Origin of the sequence: Streptomyces sp. CB02414, from assembly GCF_001905385.1 — a bacterium.
Taxonomy (GTDB): Bacteria; Actinomycetota; Actinomycetes; order Streptomycetales; family Streptomycetaceae; genus Streptomyces.
This window is the reverse complement of sequence record NZ_LIPF01000005.1, coordinates 40,723-65,545: the sequence shown is the minus strand read 5'-3', so window position 1 is coordinate 65,545 and position 24,823 is coordinate 40,723. Positions and strand designations below refer to the sequence as shown.

The 24,823-nt window shown below is 71.9% G+C and carries 22 protein-coding genes; 10 read left to right on the top strand and 12 right to left on the bottom strand.

Annotated features, from left to right (window positions below):
* Positions 1-19: 19 nt before the first annotated feature.
* Positions 20-1,309, bottom strand: coding sequence for a M14 family metallopeptidase (locus AMK11_RS17345; protein ID WP_073728121.1), 1,290 nt, complete (start codon positions 1,307-1,309; stop codon positions 20-22).
* A complete protein-coding gene (locus AMK11_RS17340; protein ID WP_073729000.1) occupies positions 1,306-3,267 on the bottom strand; it encodes a Xaa-Pro dipeptidyl-peptidase in 1,962 nt (653 codons plus the stop codon). Before AMK11_RS17340 ends, AMK11_RS17345 begins: the two co-directional genes overlap by 4 nt.
* A gap of 199 nt (positions 3,268-3,466) precedes the next feature.
* Between AMK11_RS17340 and AMK11_RS17335 the strand changes: the two genes are divergently transcribed.
* Positions 3,467-4,960, top strand: a complete 1,494-nt coding sequence (locus AMK11_RS17335; protein ID WP_198941390.1) for a M1 family metallopeptidase — start codon at positions 3,467-3,469, stop codon at positions 4,958-4,960.
* Positions 4,961-4,981: 21 nt separating this feature from the next.
* On the opposite strand, the gene AMK11_RS17330 is transcribed toward AMK11_RS17335, so the two are convergent.
* Both AMK11_RS17330 and AMK11_RS17325 read right to left on the bottom strand, forming a co-directional pair.
* On the bottom strand, positions 4,982-5,467 hold the full coding sequence (locus tag AMK11_RS17330; protein WP_073728117.1) for a macro domain-containing protein: 486 nt from the start codon (positions 5,465-5,467) through the stop codon (positions 4,982-4,984).
* Between the two features lie 42 nt (positions 5,468-5,509).
* The gene (locus AMK11_RS17325; protein ID WP_073728115.1) at positions 5,510-6,976 is read right to left on the bottom strand and encodes an amino acid permease; all 1,467 of its coding nucleotides are present in this window, start codon (positions 6,974-6,976) and stop codon (positions 5,510-5,512) included.
* Between the two features lie 255 nt (positions 6,977-7,231).
* Between AMK11_RS17325 and AMK11_RS17320 the strand changes: the two genes are divergently transcribed.
* A complete protein-coding gene (locus AMK11_RS17320) occupies positions 7,232-7,954 on the top strand; it encodes a MerR family transcriptional regulator (RefSeq protein WP_073728114.1) in 723 nt (240 codons plus the stop codon).
* Between the two features lie 27 nt (positions 7,955-7,981).
* Here the strand turns inward: AMK11_RS17320 and AMK11_RS17315 are convergent, their stop codons facing one another.
* The 3 genes from AMK11_RS17315 to AMK11_RS17305 form a co-directional block, all read right to left on the bottom strand.
* Positions 7,982-10,165 (bottom strand): 3-hydroxyacyl-CoA dehydrogenase NAD-binding domain-containing protein, encoded by a 2,184-nt coding sequence (locus tag AMK11_RS17315; RefSeq protein ID WP_073728112.1) that lies wholly within the window; start codon positions 10,163-10,165, stop codon positions 7,982-7,984.
* A 65-nt stretch (positions 10,166-10,230) separates the two neighbouring features.
* The gene (locus AMK11_RS17310; protein ID WP_073728110.1) at positions 10,231-11,445 is read right to left on the bottom strand and encodes an acetyl-CoA C-acetyltransferase; all 1,215 of its coding nucleotides are present in this window, start codon (positions 11,443-11,445) and stop codon (positions 10,231-10,233) included.
* An 11-nt stretch (positions 11,446-11,456) separates the two neighbouring features.
* Complete coding sequence (locus tag AMK11_RS17305) at positions 11,457-12,614, bottom strand: CaiB/BaiF CoA transferase family protein (protein ID WP_073728108.1); 1,158 nt, start codon at positions 12,612-12,614, stop codon at positions 11,457-11,459.
* Positions 12,615-12,819: 205 nt separating this feature from the next.
* Here AMK11_RS17305 and AMK11_RS17300 point away from each other — a divergent pair, with 205 nt between their 5' ends.
* Positions 12,820-13,998, top strand: coding sequence for a saccharopine dehydrogenase family protein (locus tag AMK11_RS17300; RefSeq protein ID WP_073728106.1), 1,179 nt, complete (start codon positions 12,820-12,822; stop codon positions 13,996-13,998).
* A gap of 14 nt (positions 13,999-14,012) precedes the next feature.
* Here AMK11_RS17300 and mmpA read toward each other — a convergent pair whose 3' ends face one another.
* Entirely contained in the window at positions 14,013-14,162 is a 150-nt protein-coding gene (mmpA, locus tag AMK11_RS38160; protein ID WP_079187508.1) for a morphogenic membrane protein MmpA, read from the bottom strand.
* Between the two features lie 180 nt (positions 14,163-14,342).
* Here mmpA and AMK11_RS17295 point away from each other — a divergent pair, with 180 nt between their 5' ends.
* The gene (locus AMK11_RS17295; protein ID WP_073728104.1) at positions 14,343-14,537 is read left to right on the top strand and encodes a hypothetical protein; all 195 of its coding nucleotides are present in this window, start codon (positions 14,343-14,345) and stop codon (positions 14,535-14,537) included.
* On the opposite strand, the gene AMK11_RS17290 is transcribed toward AMK11_RS17295, so the two are convergent.
* Positions 14,525-15,226 (bottom strand): endonuclease V, encoded by a 702-nt coding sequence (locus AMK11_RS17290; protein WP_073728102.1) that lies wholly within the window; start codon positions 15,224-15,226, stop codon positions 14,525-14,527. The genes AMK11_RS17295 and AMK11_RS17290 overlap by 13 nt on opposite strands.
* A gap of 42 nt (positions 15,227-15,268) precedes the next feature.
* Between AMK11_RS17290 and AMK11_RS17285 the strand changes: the two genes are divergently transcribed.
* Positions 15,269-15,565 carry a YciI family protein gene (locus AMK11_RS17285; RefSeq protein ID WP_073728080.1) on the top strand — a complete coding sequence of 99 codons (297 nt, stop codon included), beginning with the start codon at positions 15,269-15,271 and terminating at the stop codon, positions 15,563-15,565.
* A gap of 10 nt (positions 15,566-15,575) precedes the next feature.
* Here AMK11_RS17285 and AMK11_RS17280 read toward each other — a convergent pair whose 3' ends face one another.
* Positions 15,576-15,905 carry a plasmid stabilization protein gene (locus AMK11_RS17280; protein WP_073728078.1) on the bottom strand — a complete coding sequence of 110 codons (330 nt, stop codon included), beginning with the start codon at positions 15,903-15,905 and terminating at the stop codon, positions 15,576-15,578.
* 71 nt (positions 15,906-15,976) lie between these two features.
* Positions 15,977-17,095: a WD40/YVTN/BNR-like repeat-containing protein gene (locus AMK11_RS17275; RefSeq protein ID WP_241847012.1), complete on the bottom strand. Its 1,119-nt coding sequence runs from the start codon at positions 17,093-17,095 to the stop codon at positions 15,977-15,979.
* Positions 17,096-17,357: 262 nt separating this feature from the next.
* Between AMK11_RS17275 and AMK11_RS17270 the strand changes: the two genes are divergently transcribed.
* Positions 17,358-17,774 (top strand): SsgA family sporulation/cell division regulator, encoded by a 417-nt coding sequence (locus AMK11_RS17270; protein WP_073728076.1) that lies wholly within the window; start codon positions 17,358-17,360, stop codon positions 17,772-17,774.
* Between the two features lie 32 nt (positions 17,775-17,806).
* On the opposite strand, the gene AMK11_RS17265 is transcribed toward AMK11_RS17270, so the two are convergent.
* Positions 17,807-18,484 carry a GOLPH3/VPS74 family protein gene (locus AMK11_RS17265; RefSeq protein WP_073728074.1) on the bottom strand — a complete coding sequence of 226 codons (678 nt, stop codon included), beginning with the start codon at positions 18,482-18,484 and terminating at the stop codon, positions 17,807-17,809.
* Positions 18,485-18,815: 331 nt separating this feature from the next.
* Here AMK11_RS17265 and AMK11_RS17260 point away from each other — a divergent pair, with 331 nt between their 5' ends.
* The 4 genes from AMK11_RS17260 to AMK11_RS17245 all read left to right on the top strand — a co-directional run bounded on the left by AMK11_RS17260 (position 18,816) and on the right by AMK11_RS17245 (position 24,767).
* Positions 18,816-20,438 (top strand): ABC-F family ATP-binding cassette domain-containing protein, encoded by a 1,623-nt coding sequence (locus AMK11_RS17260; protein ID WP_073728072.1) that lies wholly within the window; start codon positions 18,816-18,818, stop codon positions 20,436-20,438.
* Between the two features lie 10 nt (positions 20,439-20,448).
* Positions 20,449-22,707 carry an ATP-binding cassette domain-containing protein gene (locus AMK11_RS17255; RefSeq protein WP_073728070.1) on the top strand — a complete coding sequence of 753 codons (2,259 nt, stop codon included), beginning with the start codon at positions 20,449-20,451 and terminating at the stop codon, positions 22,705-22,707.
* 91 nt (positions 22,708-22,798) lie between these two features.
* Positions 22,799-23,575 (top strand): dimethylargininase, encoded by a 777-nt coding sequence (gene ddaH, locus AMK11_RS17250; protein WP_073728068.1) that lies wholly within the window; start codon positions 22,799-22,801, stop codon positions 23,573-23,575.
* A 217-nt stretch (positions 23,576-23,792) separates the two neighbouring features.
* Entirely contained in the window at positions 23,793-24,767 is a 975-nt protein-coding gene (locus tag AMK11_RS17245; RefSeq protein ID WP_073728066.1) for an acyl-ACP desaturase, read from the top strand.
* The last annotated feature ends 56 nt before the right edge of the window (positions 24,768-24,823 follow it).

Below are 24,823 nucleotides of genomic sequence, written 5' to 3'. Positions count from 1 at the left end.
CGACGCGGAACTCACCCTTTCAGCAGCGGGTGTCGGGTTCACCCACCGTCAAGCGGTACGTCGCCCGCTCGTCGAGGAGCAGCGGCACGAGGGCGCGCAGTGGCTGGCGCAGCGGTACGTAGGCGCCCTTCTCCCCGGCCGAGCGCGCATGTACACCGTGCAGGGCCAGTTCGTCCCGGATGTCCGTGTATTGAGCAGCGGTCAGCCGGTAACCGCAGGGCGGGTCCTGGATGGCCTCGGTGGCCTCGGCCGGGTCGTTGTCCGCCCCGCCGACGTACACGGGGCCCGTGTCGGTCAGCCCGGACCACCGGGCGGTCGCGGTGGCCGCCTCCACGTGTCCGCGCCGCCGGTCCGCGTGGCGGAACAGGCCGTCCAGGGCCGCGAGCTGCGAGTTCACCCGGCGGCGGTTGTTCAGCGCCTCGTCCTCGCGTTCGGCGTCGGTGAGCGGGTCGACGCGGCTCTCGATGAGCAGGCCGACCGAGTGCTTCACGCCGGACATGTTCCGCAGGATGCGTTCCTGGCCGTCGCCGGCGGTCTGCTTGACGGGGTCGCCGGTCTCGGGGTCGGTCCAGATGCCGTAGGTGCCGGTCGAGTATCCGGCCTGGTCGGCGGCGGGACGGACGTACTTCCCGGAGAGTGTCCGCGCCTCGTCGTGGACCCGGGTGTGGGTGTTGAGGTTGCGGGGCCACAGGTCGAAGAGGTCCTTGGCGTAGTACGGGGGTGTGGCGCCGTACTCGTGCAGGTCGTAGAGGACGTCGGGGCGCCGGTCGCGGACGACGGCGGCCAGGGCGCGGGCCTCGGCGGTCTTCAGGGCGAGGTGGTCGCGGTTGATGTCGACGCCGTCGCCGTTGCCCCGGGTGTTCGCGGCGCGGCCGTCGGGGTTGGCGGTGGGCAGGACCAGCACCGTGGTGCGGTCGAGGAAGTGCCGGGTGCGCCGGTCCTCGGCCCAGGCGAGGTCGCGGACGGTGGACAGGCAGGCCTCGCGGCCGGAGGGCTCGTCGCCGTGCTGGCTGCACACGAGGAGCACCTTGTTGGGGGCGGTGGGCCTGCCGATCGTCACCAGCTGGAGCGGCCGGTTCTGTTTCGTGGTGCCGATGCGGTCGACGCTGACGCGGTCGCTCGCCCGGTCGGCGGCGGCCAGCAGCGCCTGCTCCTCGGGCTGGGTGGTCCAGCGGGCGCCGTGCGTCTTCTCGAAGCCGGTGCGGGGCGGCTCGTGGCCGGTGGTGGCGTGGGCCGGGGCGGTGAGGAGGGACGCGGCGAGGGCCGCGGTGGCCGCGGCGGTCACGGTGAGGGTGCGCAGGCGGTTCATCGGGCTCCCTTCGGGACGCGGTGCGTGGTGTGCGGGGCGTCCACGCCGTCGAGGGGCGCGGGTGCCGGGGCCGCGGTGGCCGCCTTGGCGGTGGCGCGGGCGAACGCGGCGGTGCCGCCGACGAACGGTACGCGTGCCGACGTGCGGGAGAGGTCCAGCGTGAGGGTCGGCGTGTCGGCGGGCGGGTCGATGAGGTCCTTGTCGGTGCCGGCGACGATCAGCGCGAGGCGGTGGCCGGCGGGGACGACATGGTCGGTGGCCGCGAGGTCCAGGGTGACGGTGTACGCCTTGCCGGGGGTCAGCGGGCGGCCGTGCCACTTGGAGGCGTGGTTGCCGAGATCGGCCCAGCCGCGGCTGACGACCGTGTAGTCCACGTCGGTGGTCTTCGCCGCCGTCTCCAGGTAGCACGAGCTGTCGCCCGGGGTGCTCGGGCCCCAGCAGGTGCGGTCGGTGAGCGTGGTGACGCCCTCGCCGCGGTCGGCGTAGTCGCGGATGGTGTCGGGGCCGAGATCGACGAGTACGGCGGACAGGTGGGCCGTCGGGGCGCTGGAGCGCGCGGTGACGGTGACCTCGGAGCTGCCGGACAGGCGCAGGTCGCGGGCGAGCGGGCCGGTGACGAAGCCGGCCTTGCCCGGGGTCGGCTCGTCGATGTGCGCGGCCCAGTCGGTCTCGCTCAGCGCCGGGTCGTCGGTGAAGGTCTCGGTGCCGCGGTCGCGGCGCAGGCCGAGGGTGCCGACGCCCGGCCGCTCACCGTCGGCGAGGCGCAGGGTGGTGGCGGCGGTGGAGCGCGGCGGCCAGCTCCTGGACGTCTCCCACTGGTCGGGGCGGCGTTCGATGTCGGCCATGGGCTCGCGGTCGATGCCGTTGTCGTAGCCGAGGAGTTCGTGGTCGAACCAGCGGTGCAGGGTGTCGACCCACTCGGCGCGGCGGAAGTCGAAGGGGTCGACGTGGCCGGTCTGGGAGAGCCAGATCTTGCGGTCGACGCCGTTCTTCGCGAGGGCGTTCCACCACGGGCCGACGTGCTGCATGCGGACGTTGAGGTCCTGCATGCCGTGGACAAGGAAGACGCTCGCCCTCACCTTGCTCGCGGCCTTCACGTAGTCGCGCTCGGACCACAGCCGGGTCCAGTCGCCGGTGCGCGGGGCGCCGTCGACGAGCCTCTGCTGCACGGCGTCGCAGTGGGCGCGGGCGTCGGGGCTGTTGACGTAGTCGGAGAGCCAGTCGGGGCCGGAGTCGTAGAGCGGGGCGCCCTGGCTGAAGTAGTAGTCGTACCAGGAGGAGATGGCGGCGATCGGGACGATGGTCTCCAGGCCCTCGACGCCGGTCGCGGCGACGCCGTTGGCGATGGTGCCGTCCCAGCTCTTGCCGATCATGCCGGTTTTTCCGTTGGTCCAGCCGGCCTCGGCACGCTCGCCGCCGGTGCGGCTGGTGTACGCCTTCGCGCGGCCGTTGAGCCAGTCGACGACGGCTTTGGCGGACTGGATGTCGGAGCGTCCGCCGACGTCGACGCAGCCGTCGGAGCGGTTGGTTCCGGCCAGGTCCACGCCGACGAAGGCGTAGCCGCGCGGTACGAAGTAGTTGTCGTAGTACAGCGGCATCCCGACGACGTTCCCGTCGGCGTCGTAGGTCTTCTTCTGGCTCTCGTTGCCGCGCCCGCAGCAGGAGTAGTACGGGCTGGCGTCCATGATGACGGGGACCTTCCGGCCCTGTGCGGCGGGTTCGCGGGGGCGGACGACGTCGACGGCGACGCGGTCGTCCTCGCCGTCGCCGTCCCCGTCGTACCCGGTGTCCACCCAGACGGCCTCGCGGATGGCGTCGTCGTAGGAGTGGACCGGTTCGCTCTGTCGCGGGGTCGCGGGGTGTGCCGTGGCGACGGGCGTGAGGAAGGTTGCCATGAGTGCGGCCGTGGCCGCCGTCGCGAGCGGTCTCCAGATCGTGAAGCGCGTGCGTATCGGCATGCGCGGACGGTACATCGGTCAACTCCCGTGCAGAAGAGGGCGTTCGGGGGCGTGTGGCGGTCGCGGGCCTCGTGACGGCAGGGGGGCGCATGTCGGCCGGATGGCGATCGTGTGACAGGGGTGGCCGTGGACATGACCGGGCACACGGGAGCTGAATAGGCTCCGAACAGACTTCGTGACCCTACGACTTGGAGCTTTCGTGCACCGCAGAATCATCGTGCCGGGCGCACTGGGCGCCGCCTCCGTCCTGCTGGCGATCCCGGCGTCGGCGGCGGCCCACTCCCCCGGCGCGCCGGGCATCGGCGACCCCTACTACCCGGCCTACGGCAACGGCGGATACGACGTCTCGCACTACGACCTGCGCCTGAAGTACCGGCCGGACTCGGACCGGCTGGAGGGTACGGCGACGATCCTGGCCCGGACCACCGAGGACCTGTCGCGGTTCAATCTGGACTTCCTGCTGGACGTCGGCGAGGTGCGGGTGAACGGCGCGAAGGCGTCGTTCACGACCTCGGGCGAGCACGAGCTGGAGATCACCCCGAAGCGCCCGCTGGCGAAGGGCAGCCGGGTCACCGTCGTCGTCCGCTACAGCGGGGTGCCGTCCTCGAAGGAGGCGTACGGCTTCACCAGCTGGCACCGCACCCCGGACGGCGGCGTCGCAGCCAACGAGCCCGAGGCGGCCTGGTGGTGGTTCCCCAGCAACGACCACCCGCTGGACAAGGCCACCTTCGACGTGTCGGTGCAGGTGCCGGACGGCACCCAGGCCATCTCCAACGGCACGCTCCAGTCGAAGCGCTCACGGCTCGGCTGGACCCGCTGGAACTGGCGGTCCGACAAGCCGCAGGCCACCTATCTGGCGACACTGGCGGTCGGGCGGTTCGACCTCACCACCGGCACCACCGAGAGCGGCATCCCGGTCGTCAACGCCTACAGCGAGGACCTGGGCGCGAACGACGGCGCGGCACGGGCCAGCGTGGAGCGGACCGGTGAGGTCGCCGACTGGCTGAGCGGGTACTTCGGGCCCTACCCGTTCAACGCGCTCGGCGGGTACGTGCCGAACACGGACACCGGGTACGCGCTGGAGACGCAGACCCGGCCGTTCTACAGCCCCCGGCAGTTCGCGAACGGTTCCAACGTGTCCGTCGTCGTGCACGAGCTGGCCCACCAGTGGTACGGCGACCTGGTGTCGGTGCACGGCTGGAAGGACATCTGGATCAACGAGGGCTTCGCGCGGTACGCCCAGTGGCTGTGGTCCGAGCACGAGGGCGAGGGCACGGCCCAGGAACTGGCCGACTACACATACGCCTCGCACCCGGCCGACGACCCGTTCTGGACGGTACGGCCCGGTGATCCGGGGCCGGAGAACCAGTTCGACATCGCGGTCTACGACCGGGGCGCGCTGGCCGTCCACGCGCTGCGCAACGAGGTCGGGGACGAGGACTTCTTCGCGATCCTGAAGGGCTGGCCCGCGAAGTACGCCCACGGCAACGCGTCGGTCGCCGACTTCCAGCGGTACGCCGAGGAGGTGTCCGGCGAGCCGCTGGCCGCGCTGTTCGACACCTGGCTGTTCCAGCCGTCGAAGCCGGGCGCTCCGGCGGCACGCGCGGCGTCCCTCACGAAGCCGGCGGACACGCCCGCGCAGCCCCGGTCGTGGCGGAAGATCGCCGCGACGAACGACGTGCACCGGCACTGACGGGCGGGTTCAGGGTGTGGCTCAGGCGGTGTCCCCGTGGTCGTAGACGGTCACGGGGACGCCGCGCCGGGCGAGGCGGTCGGTGATCAGTGGTTCGATCCGGGACCACTTGCCGCCGGCCAGGCCGCAGCCTATGCGGGGCATGTGCACGGACGCGTCGAGCTCGGCCGCCTTGTCGGCGAGGCGGCCGAGTGCGGTGTCGATCGCCTCGTAGCGCACAGGGGTGCCCTTGCTGCCGGTCCGGATGCCGCGCTGGCCGATCATGTTGGCCACCCAGACGTACGGCTCGACCTGGACGAACTGGGCCGCGCCGAGCCCGAAGTCGTTGGACGCGCGGTCGCGGTGCCAGGCTCGGTAGGCCGCCTCGGGCTCCGGCCAGCGGCGCGAGACGGCGAGGACGAAGCCCTTGCCCCAGCCGCCGAGGTCGTTGCAGACGTGGGCGATCACCTTGACGCCCTTGACCGACGGGACGGTGGCGTCACCCCGGACATACCTGATCTCCGACATGACACCACCGTAGGGGCCACCACTGACAGTGATCCTGGGCCGCTACTTCTTCAGCGCCGACAGCTCCTGCTCGGCGTTGCGCGCCACCCGGCGCCGGACGCCGAACCAGCCGGCCACCAGCATCACGGCGATCACGGGCACCAGCAGCACGGTCTTGCGGCCGACCTCCTCGTCGTTCCACATCAGGCCGATGACCGCCAGCAGGAAGGCGATCGTGACGATCTCCGTGACGGGGCTGCCGGGCAGCCGGAAGTGCGGCCGTTCGACCAGGCCCGCACGCGCCCGGCGCACGAACACCAGGTGGCAGATCATGATGATCACCCAGGTGCTGATGATGCCCAGGGAGGCGACGTTCAGGACGATCTCGAAGGCCTTGTTCGGCACGAGGTAGTTCAGCCCGACACCGAGGACGCAGACCGCGCAGGTGAGCAGGATGCCGCCGTAGGGGACCTGGCTGCGGCTCATCACGCCGGTGAACCTGGGCGCCGAGCCCGACATCGCCATGGAGCGCAGGATGCGGCCGGTGGAGTACAGGCCGGAGTTCAGGGACGACATCGCGGCGGTGAGGACGACGAGGTTCATCACGTCACCGGCGGCCGGCACCCCGATCCCCGACAGCACCGTGACGAAGGGGCTCTCGTCGCCCGAGTAGAGCGAGCTGGGCAGCAGCAGGGCCAGGAGGACGACCGAGCCGACGTAGAACAGGGCGACCCGCCACATGATCGAGTTCACCGCGCGGGGCACGATCTTGTGCGGCTCGGCGGTCTCGCCCGCGGCGACACCGACCAGCTCCAGGGCCGCGTAGGAGAAGATCACGCCCTGCATGACGAGGACCACGGGCATCACGCCGTGCGGGAGGATGCCCCCGTGGTCGGTGATCATGCCCAGACCCGGGGTCTGCCCGGCCACCTCGTGCTGGGTGGCGAGCAGGAAGATGCCGATCAGCATGAAGGCGACGAGGGTGGCGACCTTGACGATCGCGAACCAGAACTCCATCTCGCCGAAGATCTTCACCGAGATGAGGTTCACCGCCAGGACCACCGCGAGGGCGATCAGGGCGAGCACCCATTGGGGGATGCTCGTGAACATGCTCCAGTAGTGCGTGTAGAGCGCGATCGCGGTGATGTCGGCGATGCCGGTCGTCGACCAGTTCAGGAAGTACATCCAGCCGGCGACGTAGGCGCCCTTCTCGCCGAGGAACTCGCGCGCGTACGACACGAAGGACCCGGACGAGGGCCGGTAGAGCACCAGCTCGCCGAGCGCCTTGACGACGAAGAAGGCGAAGACGCCGGCGACGAGGTAGGCGATCGCGAGCGCCGGTCCGGCGTCGCGCAGGCGCCCGCCGGCACCGAGGAAGAGGCCGGTGCCGATCGCGCCGCCGATGGCGATCATGTTGACGTGGCGGGCCTTGAGGTCCTTGCTGTAGCCGGCGTCGCCCGCGTCCGCGGGTCGTTCGGCCGCCTGTGGGTGGGCGGCGGCCTGTGCCGTGGCGACGGCGTCCTTGCTCACGGGTGGTTCCACTCTCTGGTGCGCCCGGGCGGTATCTGCCCAGGTCGTCCGTACAGTGCCAAGGCCCGCACCACCCTCGCGGCACAGACCAACGCAGCACCTTCCCACAACGCTGCGTAGACATGCGGTGTCTCATGTCACACAGCGTGACTTCTCACATGATCCACCGACGGTCTCCACCTGCCGCACGAGTGGTGCGCAGATGTGGTGCACAGGTGGTGTCACAGCATTGGTGAGACAGCGATACTGCTGCACATGACGACAAGCGACACCGAGGCGGCCGACACCGGGGAACAGACCCTCACGATCGACGAGCTGGCCGCGCGGGCCGGCGTCACGGTGCGCACGGTCCGTTTCTACGGCACCAAGGGGCTGCTGCCGCCGCCGGTGATCGGCCCCCGCCGGGTGGGGCGTTACGGCGGGGAGCACCTGGCCCGGCTGGCGCTGATCGAGGAGTTGCAGCACCAGGGCATGACGCTGGCCGCGATCGAGCGGTACCTGAAGCAGCTGCCGCCGGACCTGAACGCCCACGACCTGGCGCTGCACCGCGCGGTGGTGGCCTCCTGGGCACCGGAGACGGTGGAGCGGGTCACCCGCGAGGAGCTGGGCAGGCAAGCGGGCCGGCCGCTGACCGACGAGGAGGTGGACCGGCTCGGCGCGATGGACGTCGTGGCGCCCGACGGCGACGGCTACCGCGTCGACGCCGGGCTGCTCCGGCTCGGCGTCGAGCTGCTCGACGTGCCCTTCTCCCCCGAGACGGTCCTCGCCGCCCGCACCGCCCTCCTCGGGCACTCCCGCGCCGCCGCGCGGGACCTGTCGCGGCTGCTGCGCGACGCGGTCGCCGAACGCGACGCGCGGGACGTGCGGTCCCTGTCCGCCCACATGCACCCGCTCGTGGTGCAGGCGCTGCTGACCACGTTCCAGCGGTCACTGCGCGAAGAGCTGCGGGAGTGGCTCGACAAGGAGGCCGGTGAATGATCCGGCCTCCTCAGCTGAACAGGCGGCTCAGCGGCCGTCGGTGAAGACCTCCCCCTTCTCCGCCTTCTCCACCAGCAGCGCGGGCGGCGTGAAGCGCTCGCCGTAACGGTCGGCGAGCTCACGGGCGCGGGCTACGAAGCCGGGCAGGCCGCCCTCGTAGCCGTTGATGTACTGGAGGATGCCACCGGTCCAGCCCGGGAAGCCGATGCCGAAGATGGAGCCGATGTTGGCGTCGGCGACGGAGGTCAGTACACCCTCCTCCAGGAGCTTGACCGTGTCGAGCGCCTCCGAGAAGAGCATGCGCTCCTGCATGTCCGCGAAGGGGATCTCGTGGCCCGGCTTCGTGAAGTGCTCGCGCAGCCCGGGCCACAGGCCGGCCCGCTTGCCGTCCTCGCCGTACTCGTAGAAGCCGGCGCCGCCGCTGCGGCCGGGGCGGTCGAACTCGTCGACCATGCGGTCGATGACGGCCTCGGCGGGGTGCGCGGTCCAGGTGCCGCCGGACTCCTCCACGGCCCGCTTCGTCTCGCCCCGGATCTTGCGGGGCAGGGTGAGGGTCAGTTCGTCCATCAGGGACAGGACCTTGGCCGGGTAGCCGGCCTGGGCCGCGGCCTGCTCGACGGAGGCGGGCTCGATGCCCTCGCCGACCATCGCGACGCCCTCGTTGATGAAGTGACCGATGACCCGGGAGGTGAAGAAGCCCCGCGAGTCGTTGACCACGATCGGCGTCTTGCTGATCTGCCGGACCAGGTCGAAGGCGCGGGCCAGCGCCTCGTCGCCGGTCCGCTCACCCTTGATGATCTCCACCAGCGGCATCTTGTCGACCGGCGAGAAGAAGTGCAGCCCGATGAAGTCGGCCTGCCGCTCGACACCCTCGGCCAGCGCGGTGATGGGGAGCGTGGAGGTGTTGGAGCACAGCAGCGCGTCCGGGGCGACGACGTCCTGGATCTCCTGGAACACCTTGTGCTTGAGGGAGGTGTCCTCGAAGACCGCCTCGATGACCGCGTCACAGCCCGCCAGGTCGGCCGCCTCGGCGGTCGGCGTGATGCGGGCGAGCAGCGCGTCCGCCTTCTCCTGCGACGTACGGCCCTTGGCCACGGCCTTGGCACACAGCTTCTCGGAGTAGTCCTTGCCCTTGAGGGCCGACTCCAGCGACACGTCCTTCAGGACGACGTCGATGCCCGCGCGGGCGCACGAATACGCGATACCCGCACCCATCATCCCGGCGCCCAGGACAGCGACCTTGCTCACCTTGCGGGGCTCGATGCCCTGAGGGCGGTTGGCGCCGGAGTTGACGGCCTGGAGGTCGAAGAAGAACGCCTGGATCATGTTCTTCGCGGTCTGTCCTGCGGCCAGCTCGACGAAGTAGCGGGCCTCGATGACCTGGGCGGTCTCGAAGTCGACCTGGGAGCCCTCGACGGCGGCGGCCATGATGTTGCGCGGCGCCGGGTAGGGGGCGCCGTTGGTCTGCTTGCGCAGGTTGGCCGGGAAGGCGGGCAGGTTGGCCGCGAACTTCGGGTGGGACGGAGTGCCGCCGGGGATGCGGTAGCCGGGCTTGTCCCAGGGCTGGGCGGACTCGGGGTTGGCGTCGATGAAGGCGCGGGCCTTGGCGAGCATGTCCTCGCGGCTGTCGGCGACCTCGTCGACCAGGCCGTTCTCCTGGGCGCGGCGCGGGTTGTACTGGGTGCCCTGGAGGAGCACCTTGAGGAGGGCGTCGGTGATGCCGAGCATCCGGACGGTGCGGACGACGCCGCCGCCTCCGGGCAGCAGGCCGAGGGTGACCTCGGGGCAGCCGATCTTGGAGCCGGGGGCGTCGAGGGCGACGCGGTGGTGGCAGGCGAGGGCGATCTCGTAGCCGCCGCCGAGGGCCGCGCCGTTCATGGCGGCGACGACGGGCTTGCCGAGGGTCTCGATGCGGCGCAGGTTCCGCTTGATCGCCATGCCGCCGTCGAAGAGGTCCTGGGCGGTCTCGGGGGTGACGCGGATCAGGTCGCGCAGGTCGCCGCCGGCAAAGAAGGTCTTCTTGGCGGAGGTGAGGATGACGCCCCGGATGTCGTCCTTCTCGGCCTCCAGGCGGTCGGCGATCGCGGCCAGCGACTCGCGGAACGCCTGGTTCATGGTGTTGGCGGACTGGTCGGGGTCGTCGAGGACGAGGGTGACGATCCCGGTGTCGTCCTGTTCCCAGCGGATGGTGGTGGACTCGGTGGTGGTCATGAAGGTGTGCTCCAGGTGATCCGGCTTGGTCCGTCGTGATCCGTCGTGGTCCGTCGGGAAGGGGGTCAGACGCGCTCGACGATGGTCGCGATGCCCATGCCGCCGCCCACGCACAGGGTGGCGAGGCCGTACCGCTTGTCCTGCCGCTCCAGTTCGTCCACGAGCGTGCCCAGGATCATCGCCCCCGTGGCACCGAGGGGATGGCCGAGCGCGATCGCACCGCCGTTGACGTTGACCTTGTCCAGGGACAGGCCCATGTCCCGCACGAAACGCAGGACCACCGCCGCGAACGCCTCGTTGATCTCGACCAGATCGATGTCGTCGATCGTCAGACCGGCCTTGGCGAGCGCCTTGCGGGTGGCCGGCGCGGGACCGGTGAGCATGATCGTGGGCTCGGAACCGGAGACGGCGGCGGACACGATCCGGGCGCGGGGCCGCAGACCGTAACGGTCACCGACCTCCCTGGAACCGATGGCCACCAGGGACGCGCCGTCCACGATGCCGGACGAGTTGCCCGCGTGGTGCACGTGGTCGATCTTCTCGACCCAGTGGTACTTCTGCAGCGCCACCGCGTCGAAACCACCGAGCTCGCCGATGTCGGCGAAGGACGGCTTCAGCTTCGCCAGGGAGTCGGCGGTCGTGCCCGGCCGCAGGTGCTCGTCGTGGTCCAGGACGGTGAGACCGGCGCGGTCCGTCACGGGCACCACGGACCGCTCGAAGCGGTTCTCCTTCCAGGCGGTGGCCGCGCGCTCCTGGGAGAGGGCCGCGTACTCGTCCACATCCCGGCGCGAGAAGCCCTCGATGGTGGCGATCAGGTCCGCGCCGATGCCCTGCGGCACGAAGTTGGTGGCGAGGTTGGTCATCGGGTCGTTGAACCAGGCGCCGCCGTCCGAGGCCATGGGAACCCGGGACATGGATTCGACGCCGCCGGCGAGGACCAGGTCCTCCCAGCCCGAGCGGACCTTCGCGGCGGCAAGGTTGACGGCCTCCAGACCCGAGGCACAGAAGCGGTTCTCCTGGACGCCCGCCACGGTGTCCGGCAGCCCGGCCGCGATCGCGGCGATGCGGGCGATGTCGGAACCCTGGTCGCCGACCGGCCCCACGACGCCGAGCACGACGTCGTCGACGGCGGCGGGGTCCAGGTCGGGGAATCGGGCGCGGATCTCGTGGATCAGGCCGACGACCAGGTCGACGGGCTTCGTGCCGTGCAGGGCGCCGTTCGCCTTGCCGCGTCCGCGCGGAGTGCGGATCGCGTCGTACACGTACGCTTCGGTGCTCACTGGCAGGCCTTTCACTGAGGGTTTCGGGATGAGGGGGCGAGCCGGGGGACGTCCCAGTCGCGGGCCACCGCCTCGGTGTCGGCGCCCGGCAGGGCGGGCCCGGTGCGGACGGTGGCGGGAGTCGCGGAGAAGCGGGGTGCGGGGGCGGGCTGGGTGGTGCCTCCGTGATCGGTGAACGTGGCGCGCGCGGCGAGGTGCGGATGGTGCGGGGCCTCGCGCAGCGTCAGGACGGGGGCCACACAGGCGTCGGAGTCCGTGAACACGGCCGTCCACTCGTCGCGGGTACGGGACTTGAAACGGGCGGCGACGGCCTCGCGCAGTTCGGTCCAGCGGGCCATGTCGTCGCGGGCCGGGGCCAGGCCGGGGATGCCGAGGAGCTCCATGAACTCGGCGTAGAACCGCTGCTCCAGGGCGCCGACCGCCATGTACCGGCCGTCGGCGGTCTCGTAGGTGCCGTAGAAGGGGCAGCCGCCGTCGAGGAGGTTGGCGCCGCGCCGGTCCTGCCAGGTGCCGGCGGACAGCATGCCGTGGATCATCGAGGTGAGGTGGGCGGTGCCGTCCACGATGGCGGCGTCCACGACCTGCCCGGTTCCGGTAGCTCGGGCGTGGTGCAGCGCGGCGAGTACGCCGACGACCAGGTAGAGGGAGCCCCCCGCGTAGTCGCCGAGGAGGTTCGCTGGTACGGCCGGCGGCGTGTCGGGGGCGCCGATCATGCCGAGGGCGCCGGTGAGCGCGATGTACCCGATGTCGTGCCCGGCGCGCTGGGCGAGCGGGCCCTCCTGGCCCCAGCCGGTCATGCGGCCGTAGACGAGGCGCGGGTTGCGGGCGTGGCAGTCCCCGGGGCCGACACCGAGCCGTTCGGCGACTCCGGGGCGGTAGCCCTCGATCAGGACGTCGGCGCGTTCGGCCAGGTCGAGGACGCGGGCCGGACCGTCGGCCGCCTTCAGGTCGACGACCACGGACCGTTTGTTGCGGTTGGTGACGTCGTGCGCGGGGTCGATCGCGAGGCCGGGACCACCGGGACGGTCCACGCGGACGACGTCGGCGCCCAGGTCGGCCAGGAGCATGGCGGCGAAGGGTCCGGGCCCGATGCCGGCCAGCTCGACCACGCGCACGCCGGCGAGCGGGCCCTCGCCCGCTGTCCGCCCCGCCGTCCCTGCCTGCGACATGGAGCCCCCAGCTCTGTGACACAACTGATGTAACACCAGTGATGCTAAGAACGTGTTCCACTGGGCACAAGACCCGAGCGAGCAAGCGCTTAGCCAATTATGGGGCGACCCCTCTTCGGGCCGGCGGTCCTCACGCTAGCCTCGGCCACCGGCAACGGCGCGCGTTCCGGGTCCAGGGGTTGCCGACGGGTGACGAAGGGGTGTCATGAGCGGGCAGAACAAGGCCGACCGGCCGTACGACATCGTGCTCTTCGGAGCGACGGGATTCGTCGGCGAGCTCACCGCGCGCTACCTCGCCGCGCACGCGCCCGAGGGGTTGCGCTGGGCGATCGCCGGCCGCAGCAAGGAGAAACTGCGCCGACTGCGGGACCGGCTGCCCGGTGCTCCGGACGTCGGGGTCCTGCGCGCCGACGTGTCCGAACCAGCCACGGTACGCGAACTCGCCGGGCACGCGCGCGTGGTGGCCACGACGGTGGGCCCGTACGTCCGGTACGGCGACGCGCTCGCCGGCGCCTGCGCGGATGCGGGCACGGACTACCTCGACCTCACCGGTGAGCCCGAGTTCGTGGACCTGACGTACGTCCGTCATGACGCACGCGCGCGGGAGACCGGGGCGCGGCTGGTGCACGCCTGCGGTTTCGACTCCGTTCCGCACGACCTCGGCGTGTACTTCACCGTGCGGCAGCTGCCCGAGGGCGTGCCGCTGACCGTGGACGGCTACGTGAGCGCCGACGCCGCCTTCTCCGGCGGTACGTTCGCCTCGGCGCTGGGCCAGTTCGCGCGCGGCCGGCAGCTGCGGGCCGCCGCGCTGGAACGCAGGCGGCACGAGCCCCGGCTGGTGGGCCGCCGCGCGGTGACGCCGACGGGCGCGCCCCGGTTCGCCGGGGAGGTGGGCGCCTGGGCGTTGCCGCTGCCGACCGTCGACGCGCAGATCGTGCGCCGTTCCGCGAAGGCCCTGGACCGCTACGGCCCCGACTTCCGCTACCGCCACTACGCGGCCGTGCGGCGACTGCCCGTCGCGGTGGGCGGCGTGGCGGCGGTGGCCGCGCTGGTGACGGCGGCGCAGGTGCCGCCCGCGCGGCGGTGGCTGTCCGCCCGGCTGGAGCCGGGGGACGGTCCGAGCGCCGAGAAGCGGGCGAAGAGCTGGTTCTCGGTCCGCTTCGTGGGCGAGGGCGGCGGCCGGAAGGTGTTCACCGAGGTCGCGGGCGGCGACCCCGGGTACGACGAGACGGCGAAGATGTTCGCCGAGGCGGCGCTCTCCCTCGCCCTCGACGACCTGCCCCCGACTTCCGGGCAGGTCACGACGGCCGTGGCGATGGGCGACGCCCTGACCGGGCGCCTGCGGGCCGCGGGCCTCCGCTTCCGGGTGGCGGCGACCCGCTGACCTTCTTTCGCCGCCTAACTCGACCACCCGACGATCGTGCAGATCATCCCGCCGGCCCAGGCCAGTCCCGCGCCCACGGCGAGCACCAGCCCGGCGACCACCGCCCGCTCGTTGCGCGGTGCGGGCCGGCGGGCGGGCTGCTCGTGGGTGCGGTGTGTCGTCATGCCCTCCAGCCTGCCGCCGCCGACGGGACGGGCGCATCCGTACGGATACTCAGCCGCCGCTGAGCACCGGCGCCCGGCGACCGTCAGCGCGATTTGAGACTTTGGCCGCCACTGGACGTCTACGCCTGCGGCGGAGCGCGGTAAAGTCCCAAGAAGGAGTTCAATGAAACCCTTGAAGGCATGAAGTTCCTTCTCGAAGTCACCATGGACGAGGGCGCGCTCGCCGAGGACCCCGCGGGCGAGCTGCAGCGGATCCTGCGGTACTGGGGCGGCAACCTGAAGCACTACGGACTGCGGCCCGGCGACGGTGCCGAGATCTACGACTCGGCGTACCGGGAGGTGGGCCGCTGGAGCGTCGAGGATCAGGCCGGGTAGGTGGCCGCCCGCAGGGCCTGGCGGCACAGGGCGTCGGCCCTGCGGGTGGTTTCCGGCAGACGGTAGGCCGGGGCCAGCGCCAGGGTGTGGGCGCAGGCGTTGTCCAGGCTCACCCGGTGGCCGACGGAGACGAAGACCGGCTTGACGCCGTCCCGCGTGCGCACGGCCCGCCCGACCTCCTCGGCGCCGTCGAGCAGCGGCGACGTGCTGCCGCGCGGTGCGTCCGGTCCGTCGTGGGTGAAGGTGAACGGGTTCTTGGCGACGCCGATCGTGGGCAGGCCGGTCAGCACCCCGAGATGGCTGGCGAGACCGAAGCGGCGCGGGTGGGCCAGGCCGTAGCCGTCGCAGACGACCAGGCCGGGCGGGCAGGGCAGCGCGTCCAGGGCGGCGAGGACGGTCGGGATCTCGCGGAAGGCGAGCAGACCGGGCACGTACGGGAAGGAGATCCGCCCGACGGCAGTGGACTCGGCGACGACGTCGAGGGTCGCGGCGTCGAGGACGACGGCGGCCGCGGCGACGACGTCGCGCTGGTCGTCGTAGGCGACGTCCACACCGGTCACCCGGCCCGTACCGGGCGGCGGCCCCGGCTCGTCGAGCACCGCGCGGGCCCGCAGTTCGTCCTGGACGGCGCGGGCCCGCTCCTCGGTCACGGGCCAGTCGGCGGGGGTCTGCGCGGTCACGGTCGTCATGGTGGCCGCAAGCCTACGGGACCCCGGAGTACGCTCGCGATCATGTTCGTTCTGGAGCTGTCCTACACCGCCTCGCTGGAAGCCGTCGACGCCGTGCTGGAGGAGCACGTGGCGTGGCTCGACGAGTTGTACGCGCGGGGGGTGGTCCTTGCGTCCGGACGCAAGGAGCCCCGCGACGGCGGAGTCATCATCGCCGTCGCGGAGGACCGCGCGCGGGTCGAGGAGATCGCGGCGGGCGACCCCTTCGTCAGGGCGGGCGTGTGCGCCTACCGCGTCACCGAGTTCGTCGCCACGAAGACGGCGCCGGCGCTGGAGCCGTACCGGGAGACCCTCGGTTAGGCGAAACGGCTCACTTGCCGAGCGCGCGCTGCAGCTCGCCCTTGTTCATGTTCGAACGGCCGCTGATGTCGCGGCGCTTGGCCTCCTGGTACAGCTGCTCCTTGGTCTGTCCCTGCGGACCCTGGCGGTTGCCGGACCGCTGGCCGCCTCGCTTGCTCGGCGACTTGTCCCGCGTGGACGTGCGGCTGGCGGTCTTGGACTCGCCGGACTGCGCGCGCTCCTTGTTCACCGTCCGGGCCGCGATCTCCTTGGCGCGCCCGGTGCTCGCGCCACGGTCCTCGGCGCTGTCCTTGATGTGCTCGTACTGCCGCTCCCGCTTGGAGCTGGAACCGCTCGGCATGTCCGCTCACTCCTCTCACGTTCGGTGAACGGGTACCCACGTTACGGACGAGCACCCCGCCCCGCGCGGCGTCAGCGCTCCAGCCGGGCGACCCGCCCCTGCTCGCCCGCCGCCCAACAGCCCAGGTCGGCGGTGCAGTCCACGGTGTCGTACGAGCCCGTGTCGACCGTCCGCCAGCTGCGGCCGCCGTCCGTGGTGAGGTCCGTGCCGGTGGGGCCGACCGCGAGGGCCGCGACGCGGCTGTGCGGGAGCCAGGCGACGCCGGAACGGTAGGCGTCGGGCGAACGGCCGGCGGACCGCCAGGTGCCGCCGCCGTCGGTGGTCCGCGCCGCCGCGCTCGGGGACGCCTCGCCGGGGCGGAAGTCGCCGCCGACGGCGAGCCCGTGGACGCGGTCGCGGAAGGCGAGAGCGAAGACGCCCCGGGCCGGGTCGCCGGCCGGAACCGGGGCGTCGGCCGCCGTCCAGGTGAGTCCGCGGTCGGCGGAGTGCAGCACGCGTGCGCGTGCCGCGCCGCCGGTGGCCAGCCAGACGTCCTTCGGTCCCGAGGCGACCAGGCACTGGCCACTGGCCGCGAACCCGGCCTCGCCGTTCTGCGCGGCCGGCATGCCCCGGCTGGGCAGTACCTTCCAGGAGCGTCCGCCGTCGCTGGTCGACAGGATGCGGAACTTCCCGTCCACCGGGTCGCTCATGGCGAGGCCGTGCCGGCGGTCGAAGAAGGTGAGGCAGTCGTAGAAGGCCCGTGGGTCGGTGTTGCGGAAGGACTCGGTCCAGGTGGCCCCGCCGTCGTCGGTGCGGTAGACGCGGGACGCCTCGCCCTCGCCGATGGCCAGCACCACGGCCCGCCGGGCGTCGAACGCCTCGACGTCGCGGAACTCCAGCTCGCCCGCGCCCGGTGGCGAGACGTTCCGCCAGGTGTCGCCGCCGTCGGTGGTGCGCAGGACGGTGCCTCGGCTGCCGGCCACCCAGGCGGTGTGCCGGCTGACCGCCGCGAGGCCGCGGAAGCGGACGTCGGACGCCCCGGCGGCCCCGGTGCCCTTCAGGTCCCAGTGCGGTCGCTGGTGCGCCTGCGCGGGGGTCGCCGCCGTCAGCGCGGCGAGGGCGGCCGCGGACACCGCCCCCGCGATCACCGCCCGTGCCGTGCGCCCGCCGCCCGCGCGGGCGGACCGTGCCGTGCGTGCCGTGCGTCGCATGCTCCCCAAGCGCCTCATGGCGGGCGAAGCTAGCCCACTGCTCCCGCGCCGTCCAGAGGACCGGGCACGGCACGCACGGCCGCGCGCGAGTGGCCCAAGTGCCTTGCGTGGCACGCGAGGAGAGTCACGTCACTCCCGTGCATGAACGCGGTGACAGAGGTCACTCGCTCATCGTGTGCACGGATTGGCTGATTCCGTCGTCTCTTCCAGTGCCCGGCCCAACCACCCCCCGCCCGTCCAGCCGTCACGAGGGAGCAAGGCGTTGTCCACCGTCATCGAACAGCCGGTCGAGGCGCGTCTCGTCGCCGCCGCGCCGCGTATGCCGAACATTCCCGCCACGCTGCGCTACGACCGCAGCGACCCGTTCGCCGTCCGCATGACCTTCCCGGCCCCCGCCACCCTCGAAGGCGTGGAGGTGTGCTGGACGTTCTCCCGCGAGCTGCTCATCTCGGGCATGCGGGAGCCGGACGGCCACGGCGACGTGCGGGTGCGGCCGTACGGGTACGACCGCACCGTGCTGGAGTTCCACGCGCCCGAGGGCACCGCCGTGATCCACGTCCGCTCGGGCGAGCTGCGCCGGTTCCTGCAGGCCACCGGCGAGCTGGTGCCGGTGGGGTTGGAGCACCTCCAGCTGGACCTGGACCACGAACTGGCCGAGCTGATGCGCGGCACCTGCTGAGAGACGCCCCGGGGCCGCCCTCCCGGACCGCCTCAGCCGCCGCCCGGCGACGTCACGGCGACGTCCGCCGGCTCCGCGCGCAACGCGCCCCGCACCTCGAGCAGGATCTCGCGCAGGCCGGGCGCCGACGCCGCGCCGTGTTCGGTCAGTTCCGCGACCCGCGCCTCCCGGCCCGCGCGGGTCGCGGCGGGCCCGAGGGGGCCCGGTTCCGCGGCCGCCGCCAGTACGGCCACGACCGCGTCCCGCTCGGATACCTCACCGGCCGGCACCGCGCCCTCCAGGACGGACCGCGTCCGGGCGCTCAGCGTCCGGGCCGCCGCGGCGCGCGCCAGGACGTACTCCACCGACGGGAAGACGCCGAGGACCCGCTTCCTCTCGGCGCGCAGACAGCCCTCGGCCACCAGCTGCTCCCTGGCGGCATCGAAGGTGACCCGGGCGTACCGCCGCACCCAGGTCCGCCACCTGTGCGGCGCGGACTCGCGGACGAGTTCGAGCAGCCCGTCCAGGACGGCGTCCCCGGTGCGGGAGTCGAGGTCGACGGGGGTGGCGATGCCCTCGTCGTCGGTGAGCAGACCTCGTCGTGCCAGCTCGGTGAGGGCGCCCGCGCGCACGAGGTGGTGGACCCGGGCGGTGTCGGTGGCGCCGGGCCGTGTGGGGTCCCAGGCCAGCAGGCAGAGCCGGGCCGGCAGGGAGAGCGAGCCGTCGGGCACGGGGTGCCTCCTAAGGGCCGTGAGACCGGACCTACGAAAAAGCGTTGACAGTCGGACCGGTCTCTCTTACTGTGTACGACGCTTCTGTTGCCGCCGATTGGAGAAGGACGTTGCTCGTCTGAGGTCCTGAGACACCGCGTCACATGTCAACGCATGTCACATGTGCACGCCGCGTGCGACCTCGGCGTTCGAGCCGTCCTTGCGGAGCAGGGCTTTTTTTCGTGCCCAGCACTCCCCGGGATCCTCCTTCCCCGCCCGACGGCGGTCGCCGCCTCCCGGTGTCTCGATACGCGTTTGCCCCTGACGGCTTCAAGCAACCGCGGAGACCCGTATGTCTATTTCGATCACCTGCACGTCCCTCTCCTTCGCCTGGCCCGACGGCACCCCCGTCTTCGAGGGACTGGACACCTCCTTCGGTACCGGCCGCACCGGGCTCGTCGGCGTCAACGGGTCGGGAAAGTCGACCCTGTTGAAGCTGATCGCCGGTCGGCTCACCCCGGCCGAAGGCGCCGTCCGCGTGGCCGGCGAGGTCGGCTACCTGCCGCAGAACGTCACGCTCGACGTCACGCTGCGGGTCGACGAGGCGCTCGGCATCGCCGCACAGCGGGCCGCCCTGCACGCCATCGAGGCCGGTGACGTGGCCGAGGAGCACTTCGAGACGGTCGGCGACGACTGGGACGTCGAGGAACGCGCCCTCGCCGCACTCGGCGAACTCGGACTGGGCCATGTGGGCCTCGACCGCACCGTCGGCGAGGTGTCGGGCGGCGAGTCGGTGCTGCTGCGGCTGGCCGCGCTGCTGCTGCGCCGGCCCGACGTCCTGCTGCTGGACGAGCCGACCAACAACCTCGACCTGTACGCGCGCCGGCGGCTGTACGCGGCCGTCGAATCCTGGCCGGGCGTCATGGTCGTGGTCAGTCATGACCGGGAGCTGCTGGACCTGGTCGACCAGATCGCCGACCTGCGCTCCGGGGAGATCACCTGGTACGGCGGCAGTTTCTCGGCGTACGAGGAGGCCCTCGCCGTCGAGCAGGAGGCGGCCGAGCGCATGGTGCGGGTCGCCGAGTCCGATCTGCGCAAGCAGAAGCGCGAGCTGACCGAGGCCCAGATGAAGCTGGCCCGCCGCAAGCGGTACGGCCAGAAGATGTGGGACCAGAAGCGCGAGCCGAAGATCGTCATGGGGGCACGCAAGCGCGCGGCACAGGAGTCCGCGGGCAAGCACCGCATCATGCACGAGGAGAAGCTCGCCGAGGCCAGGGAGCGGCTCGACGACGCGGTGGAGGCCGTGCGGGACGACGACGAGATCCGCGTCGACCTGCCGTACACGGCCGTGCCGCCGGGCCGGTCCGTGCTCACCCTGCGGGACCTGGAGCTGCGGTACGGGGCCCGGGCGGGCGGGCTGGACCTGCACGGCCCGGAGCGGATCGCGCTGGTCGGCCGCAACGGCGCGGGCAAGTCCACGCTGCTGCGGACCGTCGCCGGCGAGCTGGAGCCGGTGGCGGGCGAGGCGACGGCGCACGTGCCGCTGCGGTTCCTGCCGCAGCGCCTCGACGTCCTCGACGGCGGGCTGACCGTCGCCGAGAACGTGGCCCGGTTCGCGCCGGGCGCCACCAACAACCGGATCCGGGCGCGGCTGGCGCGCTTCCTGTTCCGGGGCGCCCGTGCCGACCAGCCGGCGGACACGCTGTCCGGCGGCGAGCGCTTCCGGGCGACGCTGGCCGCGCTGATGCTGGCGGAGCCCGCGCCGCAGCTGCTGATGCTGGACGAGCCGACGAACAACCTGGACATGGCGAGCGTCCGGCAGCTCACCACGGCGCTGGAGTCGTACGAGGGGGCGCTGATCGTGGCCAGCCACGACATGCCGTTCCTGGAGTCGGTCGGCATCACCCGGTGGCTGCTGCTGGAGGAGGGAGAACTTCGGGAAACCACGCCAGAAGCTGTCGGGTATCCCGCCTAGCGTCACCCGCATGAGCGAGTTCATCACCATCACCGGAGCCAGGGAGAACAACCTCCAGGACGTCGCCCTCCGCATCCCGAAGGGCCGGCTGACCGTGTTCACCGGCGTTTCGGGATCGGGGAAGTCGTCGGTCGTGTTCGACACGATCGCGGTCGAGTCGCAGCGCCAGCTGAACGAGACGTTCACCTGGTTCGTGCGCAACCGGCTGCCCAAGTACGAGCGCCCCCACGCGGACGCCCTGGAGGACCTCTCCCCCGCGATCGTCGTCGACCAGCGGCCGGTCGGCGGCCACTCCCGCTCCACCGTCGGCACCATGACCGACATCCACTCGGCCCTGCGCGTGCTGTTCTCCCGGCACGGCACGCCCAGTGCCGGAACGGCGACGGCGTACTCGTTCAACGACCCGTCGGGCATGTGCCCGGGCTGCGACGGCCTGGGCCGCACGGTGCGTCCCGACTGGGACCGCATCCTCGACCCGGCCCGGTCGCTGGCCGACGGGGCGGTCCGCTTCCCGCCGTTCGCCGCGGGGACCTGGCAGGGGCAGGCGTACACCAACACCGACGAGCTGAACCCGGACAAACCCGTCGGCGACTTCACGGACGGCGAGCGGGCGTTCCTGATGCGCGGGCGGCCCGGCAGCAAGGTCACCGTGAACGGCACGGGCGGCACCTGGACCACCGAGTACGAAGGGCTCGCCGACCGCTTCGAGCGGCTGTACCTGAAGCGGGACCTGTCGGCGATGAGCGAGAAGACCCGGAACCTGGTGCGGGAGTTCCTGATCGAGGGCGAGTGCCCCGACTGCGGCGGCGCCCGGCTCAACGCGGCGGCGCTCGCGTCCCGGATCGAGGGGCACTCCATCGCCGACTGCTCCCGCATGCAGGTCACCGACCTCATCTCCGTACTGAAACGGATCGACGACCCGGTGGCCCGGCCGGTCGCCGGGGCCGCCGTCGCCGCGCTGGAGCGGATCGAGGCGATCGGCCTCGGCTACCTCAGCCTCGACCGGGAGACCGCCACCCTCTCCGGCGGCGAGGGACAGCGGCTGAAGACCGTGCGGCACCTGGGCTCCAGCCTGACCGGGATGACGTACATCTTCGACGAACCCAGCGTCGGGCTGCACCCGCGCGACGTCGGGCGCCTCGGCGACCTGCTGCTGCGGCTGCGCGACAAGGGCAACACCGTGCTGGTCGTCGAGCACGACCCGGACGTCGTCGCGCTGGCCGACCACGTGGTCGACATGGGCCCGCGGGCGGGCGCGGGCGGCGGCCGGGTGGTGTTCGAGGGGACGCCGGGCGAGCTGGCCGCGGCGGACACGCTCACCGGCCGCTGCCTCCGACGCCGTACGACGGTGAAGGCGCGACCGCGGACGCCGACCGGTGAGCTGTGGGTGAAGGGCGCCGAGCGGCACAACCTGCGGGACGTAACGGTGGCCTTCCCGACCGGTGTGCTGACGGCGGTCACGGGGGTCGCCGGGTCGGGCAAGAGCACGCTGGTCGCGGAGCTGGTCGACCGGCACCCGGACACGGTGGTCGTCGACCAGTCGGCGATCGGCGTCTCGGCGCGCTCCACTCCGGCGACGTACCTCGGGATCATGGACACGGTGCGGAAGATCTTCGCGCGGGAGACGGGCGCCGAGGCCGGCTGCTTCAGCTTCAACTCGGCGGGTGCCTGCGGAACCTGCGAGGGGCGCGGGATCATCTCCACCGACCTGGCCTTCATGGATCCGGTGACGACCGTCTGCGGCGACTGCGAGGGCCGGCGCTTCCGTCAGGAGGTGCTGCGACTGACCGTCGGCGGCAGCTCCATCGCCGACGTGCTGGGGATGACCGCCGAGCAGGCCCTGGACTTCTTCCCGGACACCGGTGTACGGCGGCGGCTGCGTGCCCTGCACGACGTCGGCCTGACCTACCTCACGCTCGGACAGCCGCTGTCCACGCTCTCCGGCGGTGAGCGGCAGCGGATCAAGCTGGCGACGCGGCTGCACCGCACCGGCGCCGTGTACGTCCTGGACGAACCGACGACGGGGCTGCACATGTCGGACGTCGAGGGGCTGCTCGGCCTGTTGGACCGGCTGGTCGACACCGGCAACACGGTCGTGGTCGTCGAGCACAACCTGGACGTGGTCGCGCACGCCGACCGCGTGATCGACCTCGGCCCGGACGGGGGCCGGGACGGCGGCCGAGTGCTCTTCGAGGGCACCCCGCGCGAGCTGCTCACCGCCCGGGACTCCAGCACGGCGGAGCACCTGAGGAGGGCCACGGGGCGCTGACGGGGGTTCCGTCCGCGCGGGGCCGCCCTGCATGATGGCCAACCGGCGCCGGAGCAGCCAGCGTCGATTCGGAGACCCCGGAGAACCCCTCGTGCCCAGCAAGAAGGCCCTCGTCCGCCGCCCGAGCCCCCGCCTCGCCGAGGGGCTGGTCACCCACGTCGAACGCGAACGGGTCGATCACGGCCTCGCCGTCGAGCAGTGGGAGGCGTACGTCGAGGCGCTGGGCGCGCACGGCTGGGAGACGCTGGAGGTGGACCCGGCCGACGACTGCCCGGACTCGGTGTTCGTCGAGGACACCGTCGTCATGTACAGGAACGTCGCCCTGATCACGCGGCCCGGCGCCGAGTCGCGGCGGGCGGAGACCCCGGGTGTCGAGGAGGCCGTGGCGCGGCTGGGCTGCTCGGTCAACTGGATCTGGGAGCCGGGCACGCTGGACGGCGGCGACGTGCTGAAGATCGGTGACACGGTCTACGTGGGGAGGGGCGGGCGGACCAACGCGGCCGGGGTCCAGCAGTTGCGGGCGGCGTTCGAGCCGCTGGGCGCCCGGGTGGTCGCCGTGCCGGTGAGCCGGGTGCTGCACCTGAAGTCGGCGGTGACCGCGCTGCCGGACGGGACGGTGATCGGGCACATCCCGATGACGGACGTGCCGTCGCTGTTCCCCCGGTTCCTGCCGGTGCCGGAGGAGTCGGGGGCGCACGTGGTGCTGCTCGGGGGCGGGAGGCTGCTGATGGCGGCGAGCGCGCCGAAGACGGCGGAGCTGCTCGCCGACCTCGGCCACGAGCCGGTGATCGTGGACATCGGCGAGTTCGAGAAGCTCGAAGGCTGTGTGACGTGCCTCTCGGTCCGGCTGCGGGAGCTGTACGCCTGAGGGACGGGCACGTCACCCGTCCGGCCCCGGGACCTGCGGGTCTCGGGGTCTTCGCAAGCCCTGCTGAACGGGTGCTGATCAGCGGCCTTTACGGTGCGTTTAACCTACGCCCTCGTAACCTACGGTTTCGTAGCCTACGATCCCGTAGGTTCCGTCCACCGGCCCGCTCGCCGGTTGCTCTTCCGGTCTGTTTGTCGCACGTCCCCTGGAGTTCTCCGTGACGATCGTCTCCCCGCACCTCGGCAGTTCCGCCGAATGGACCGACGCCCGGCTGCTGTACGCGCTGGAGGAAGTGGTCGAGAGGGAACTGAACCGGCATCTGAAGGTCGCCAAGGACTGGATGCCGCACGAGTACGTGCCGTGGACCGACGGCCGGAACTTCCCGGGCCTCTTCGAGGACGGCGAGGCCTGGGAGAAGGACCAGTCGAAGGTCACCGAGATCGGGCGCATCGCCCTCGTGGTGAACCTGCTGACGGAGGACAACCTCCCCAGCTACCACCACGAGATCGCCAGCCTCTTCGGCCGCGACGGCGCCTGGGGCACCTGGGTGCACCGCTGGACCGCCGAGGAGGGCCGGCACGGCATCGTCATGCGGGACTACCTGCTCACCTCCCGGGCCGTCGACCCGGACAAGCTGGAGCAGTTCCGCATGTCCCACATGAGCGAGGGCTTCGAGTCGGACAACCGGCACTCGATGCTCCACTCGGTGGCCTACGTCGCCTTCCAGGAGCTGGCCACGCGCATCTCGCACCGCAACACCGGTCACCAGTCGGGCGACCCGATCTGCGACCGCATGCTGGCCCGCATCGCGACCGACGAGAACCTGCACATGGTCTTCTACCGGAACCTGCTCAAGGCCGCCTTCGAGCTCGCGCCCGACCTCACCATGCAGGCGGTGCGGGACGTGGTCGTGAACTTCCGGATGCCCGGACACGGCATCCCGGGCTTCGAGCGGGCCGCCGCGCAGATGGCGATCGGCGAGGTCTACAACCTGCGCATCCACCACGACGACGTGATCCAGCCCGTGCTGCGCTTCCTGAAGATCATGGAGATCGACGGGCTGGGCCCCGAGGGGCAGCAGGCCCAGGAGGAACTGGGGCTGTTCATGGGCGGCCTGGACTCGGAGGCCGCCAAGTTCGACGAGAAGCTGGCGGCACGCAAGGCCCGGATGGCGGCCCGCGCGGCACACTGACCCGCGCCCACCACCCGGTGCTGAGCCGGCCCCGGCCGCCTTCCCGCCGGCCGACG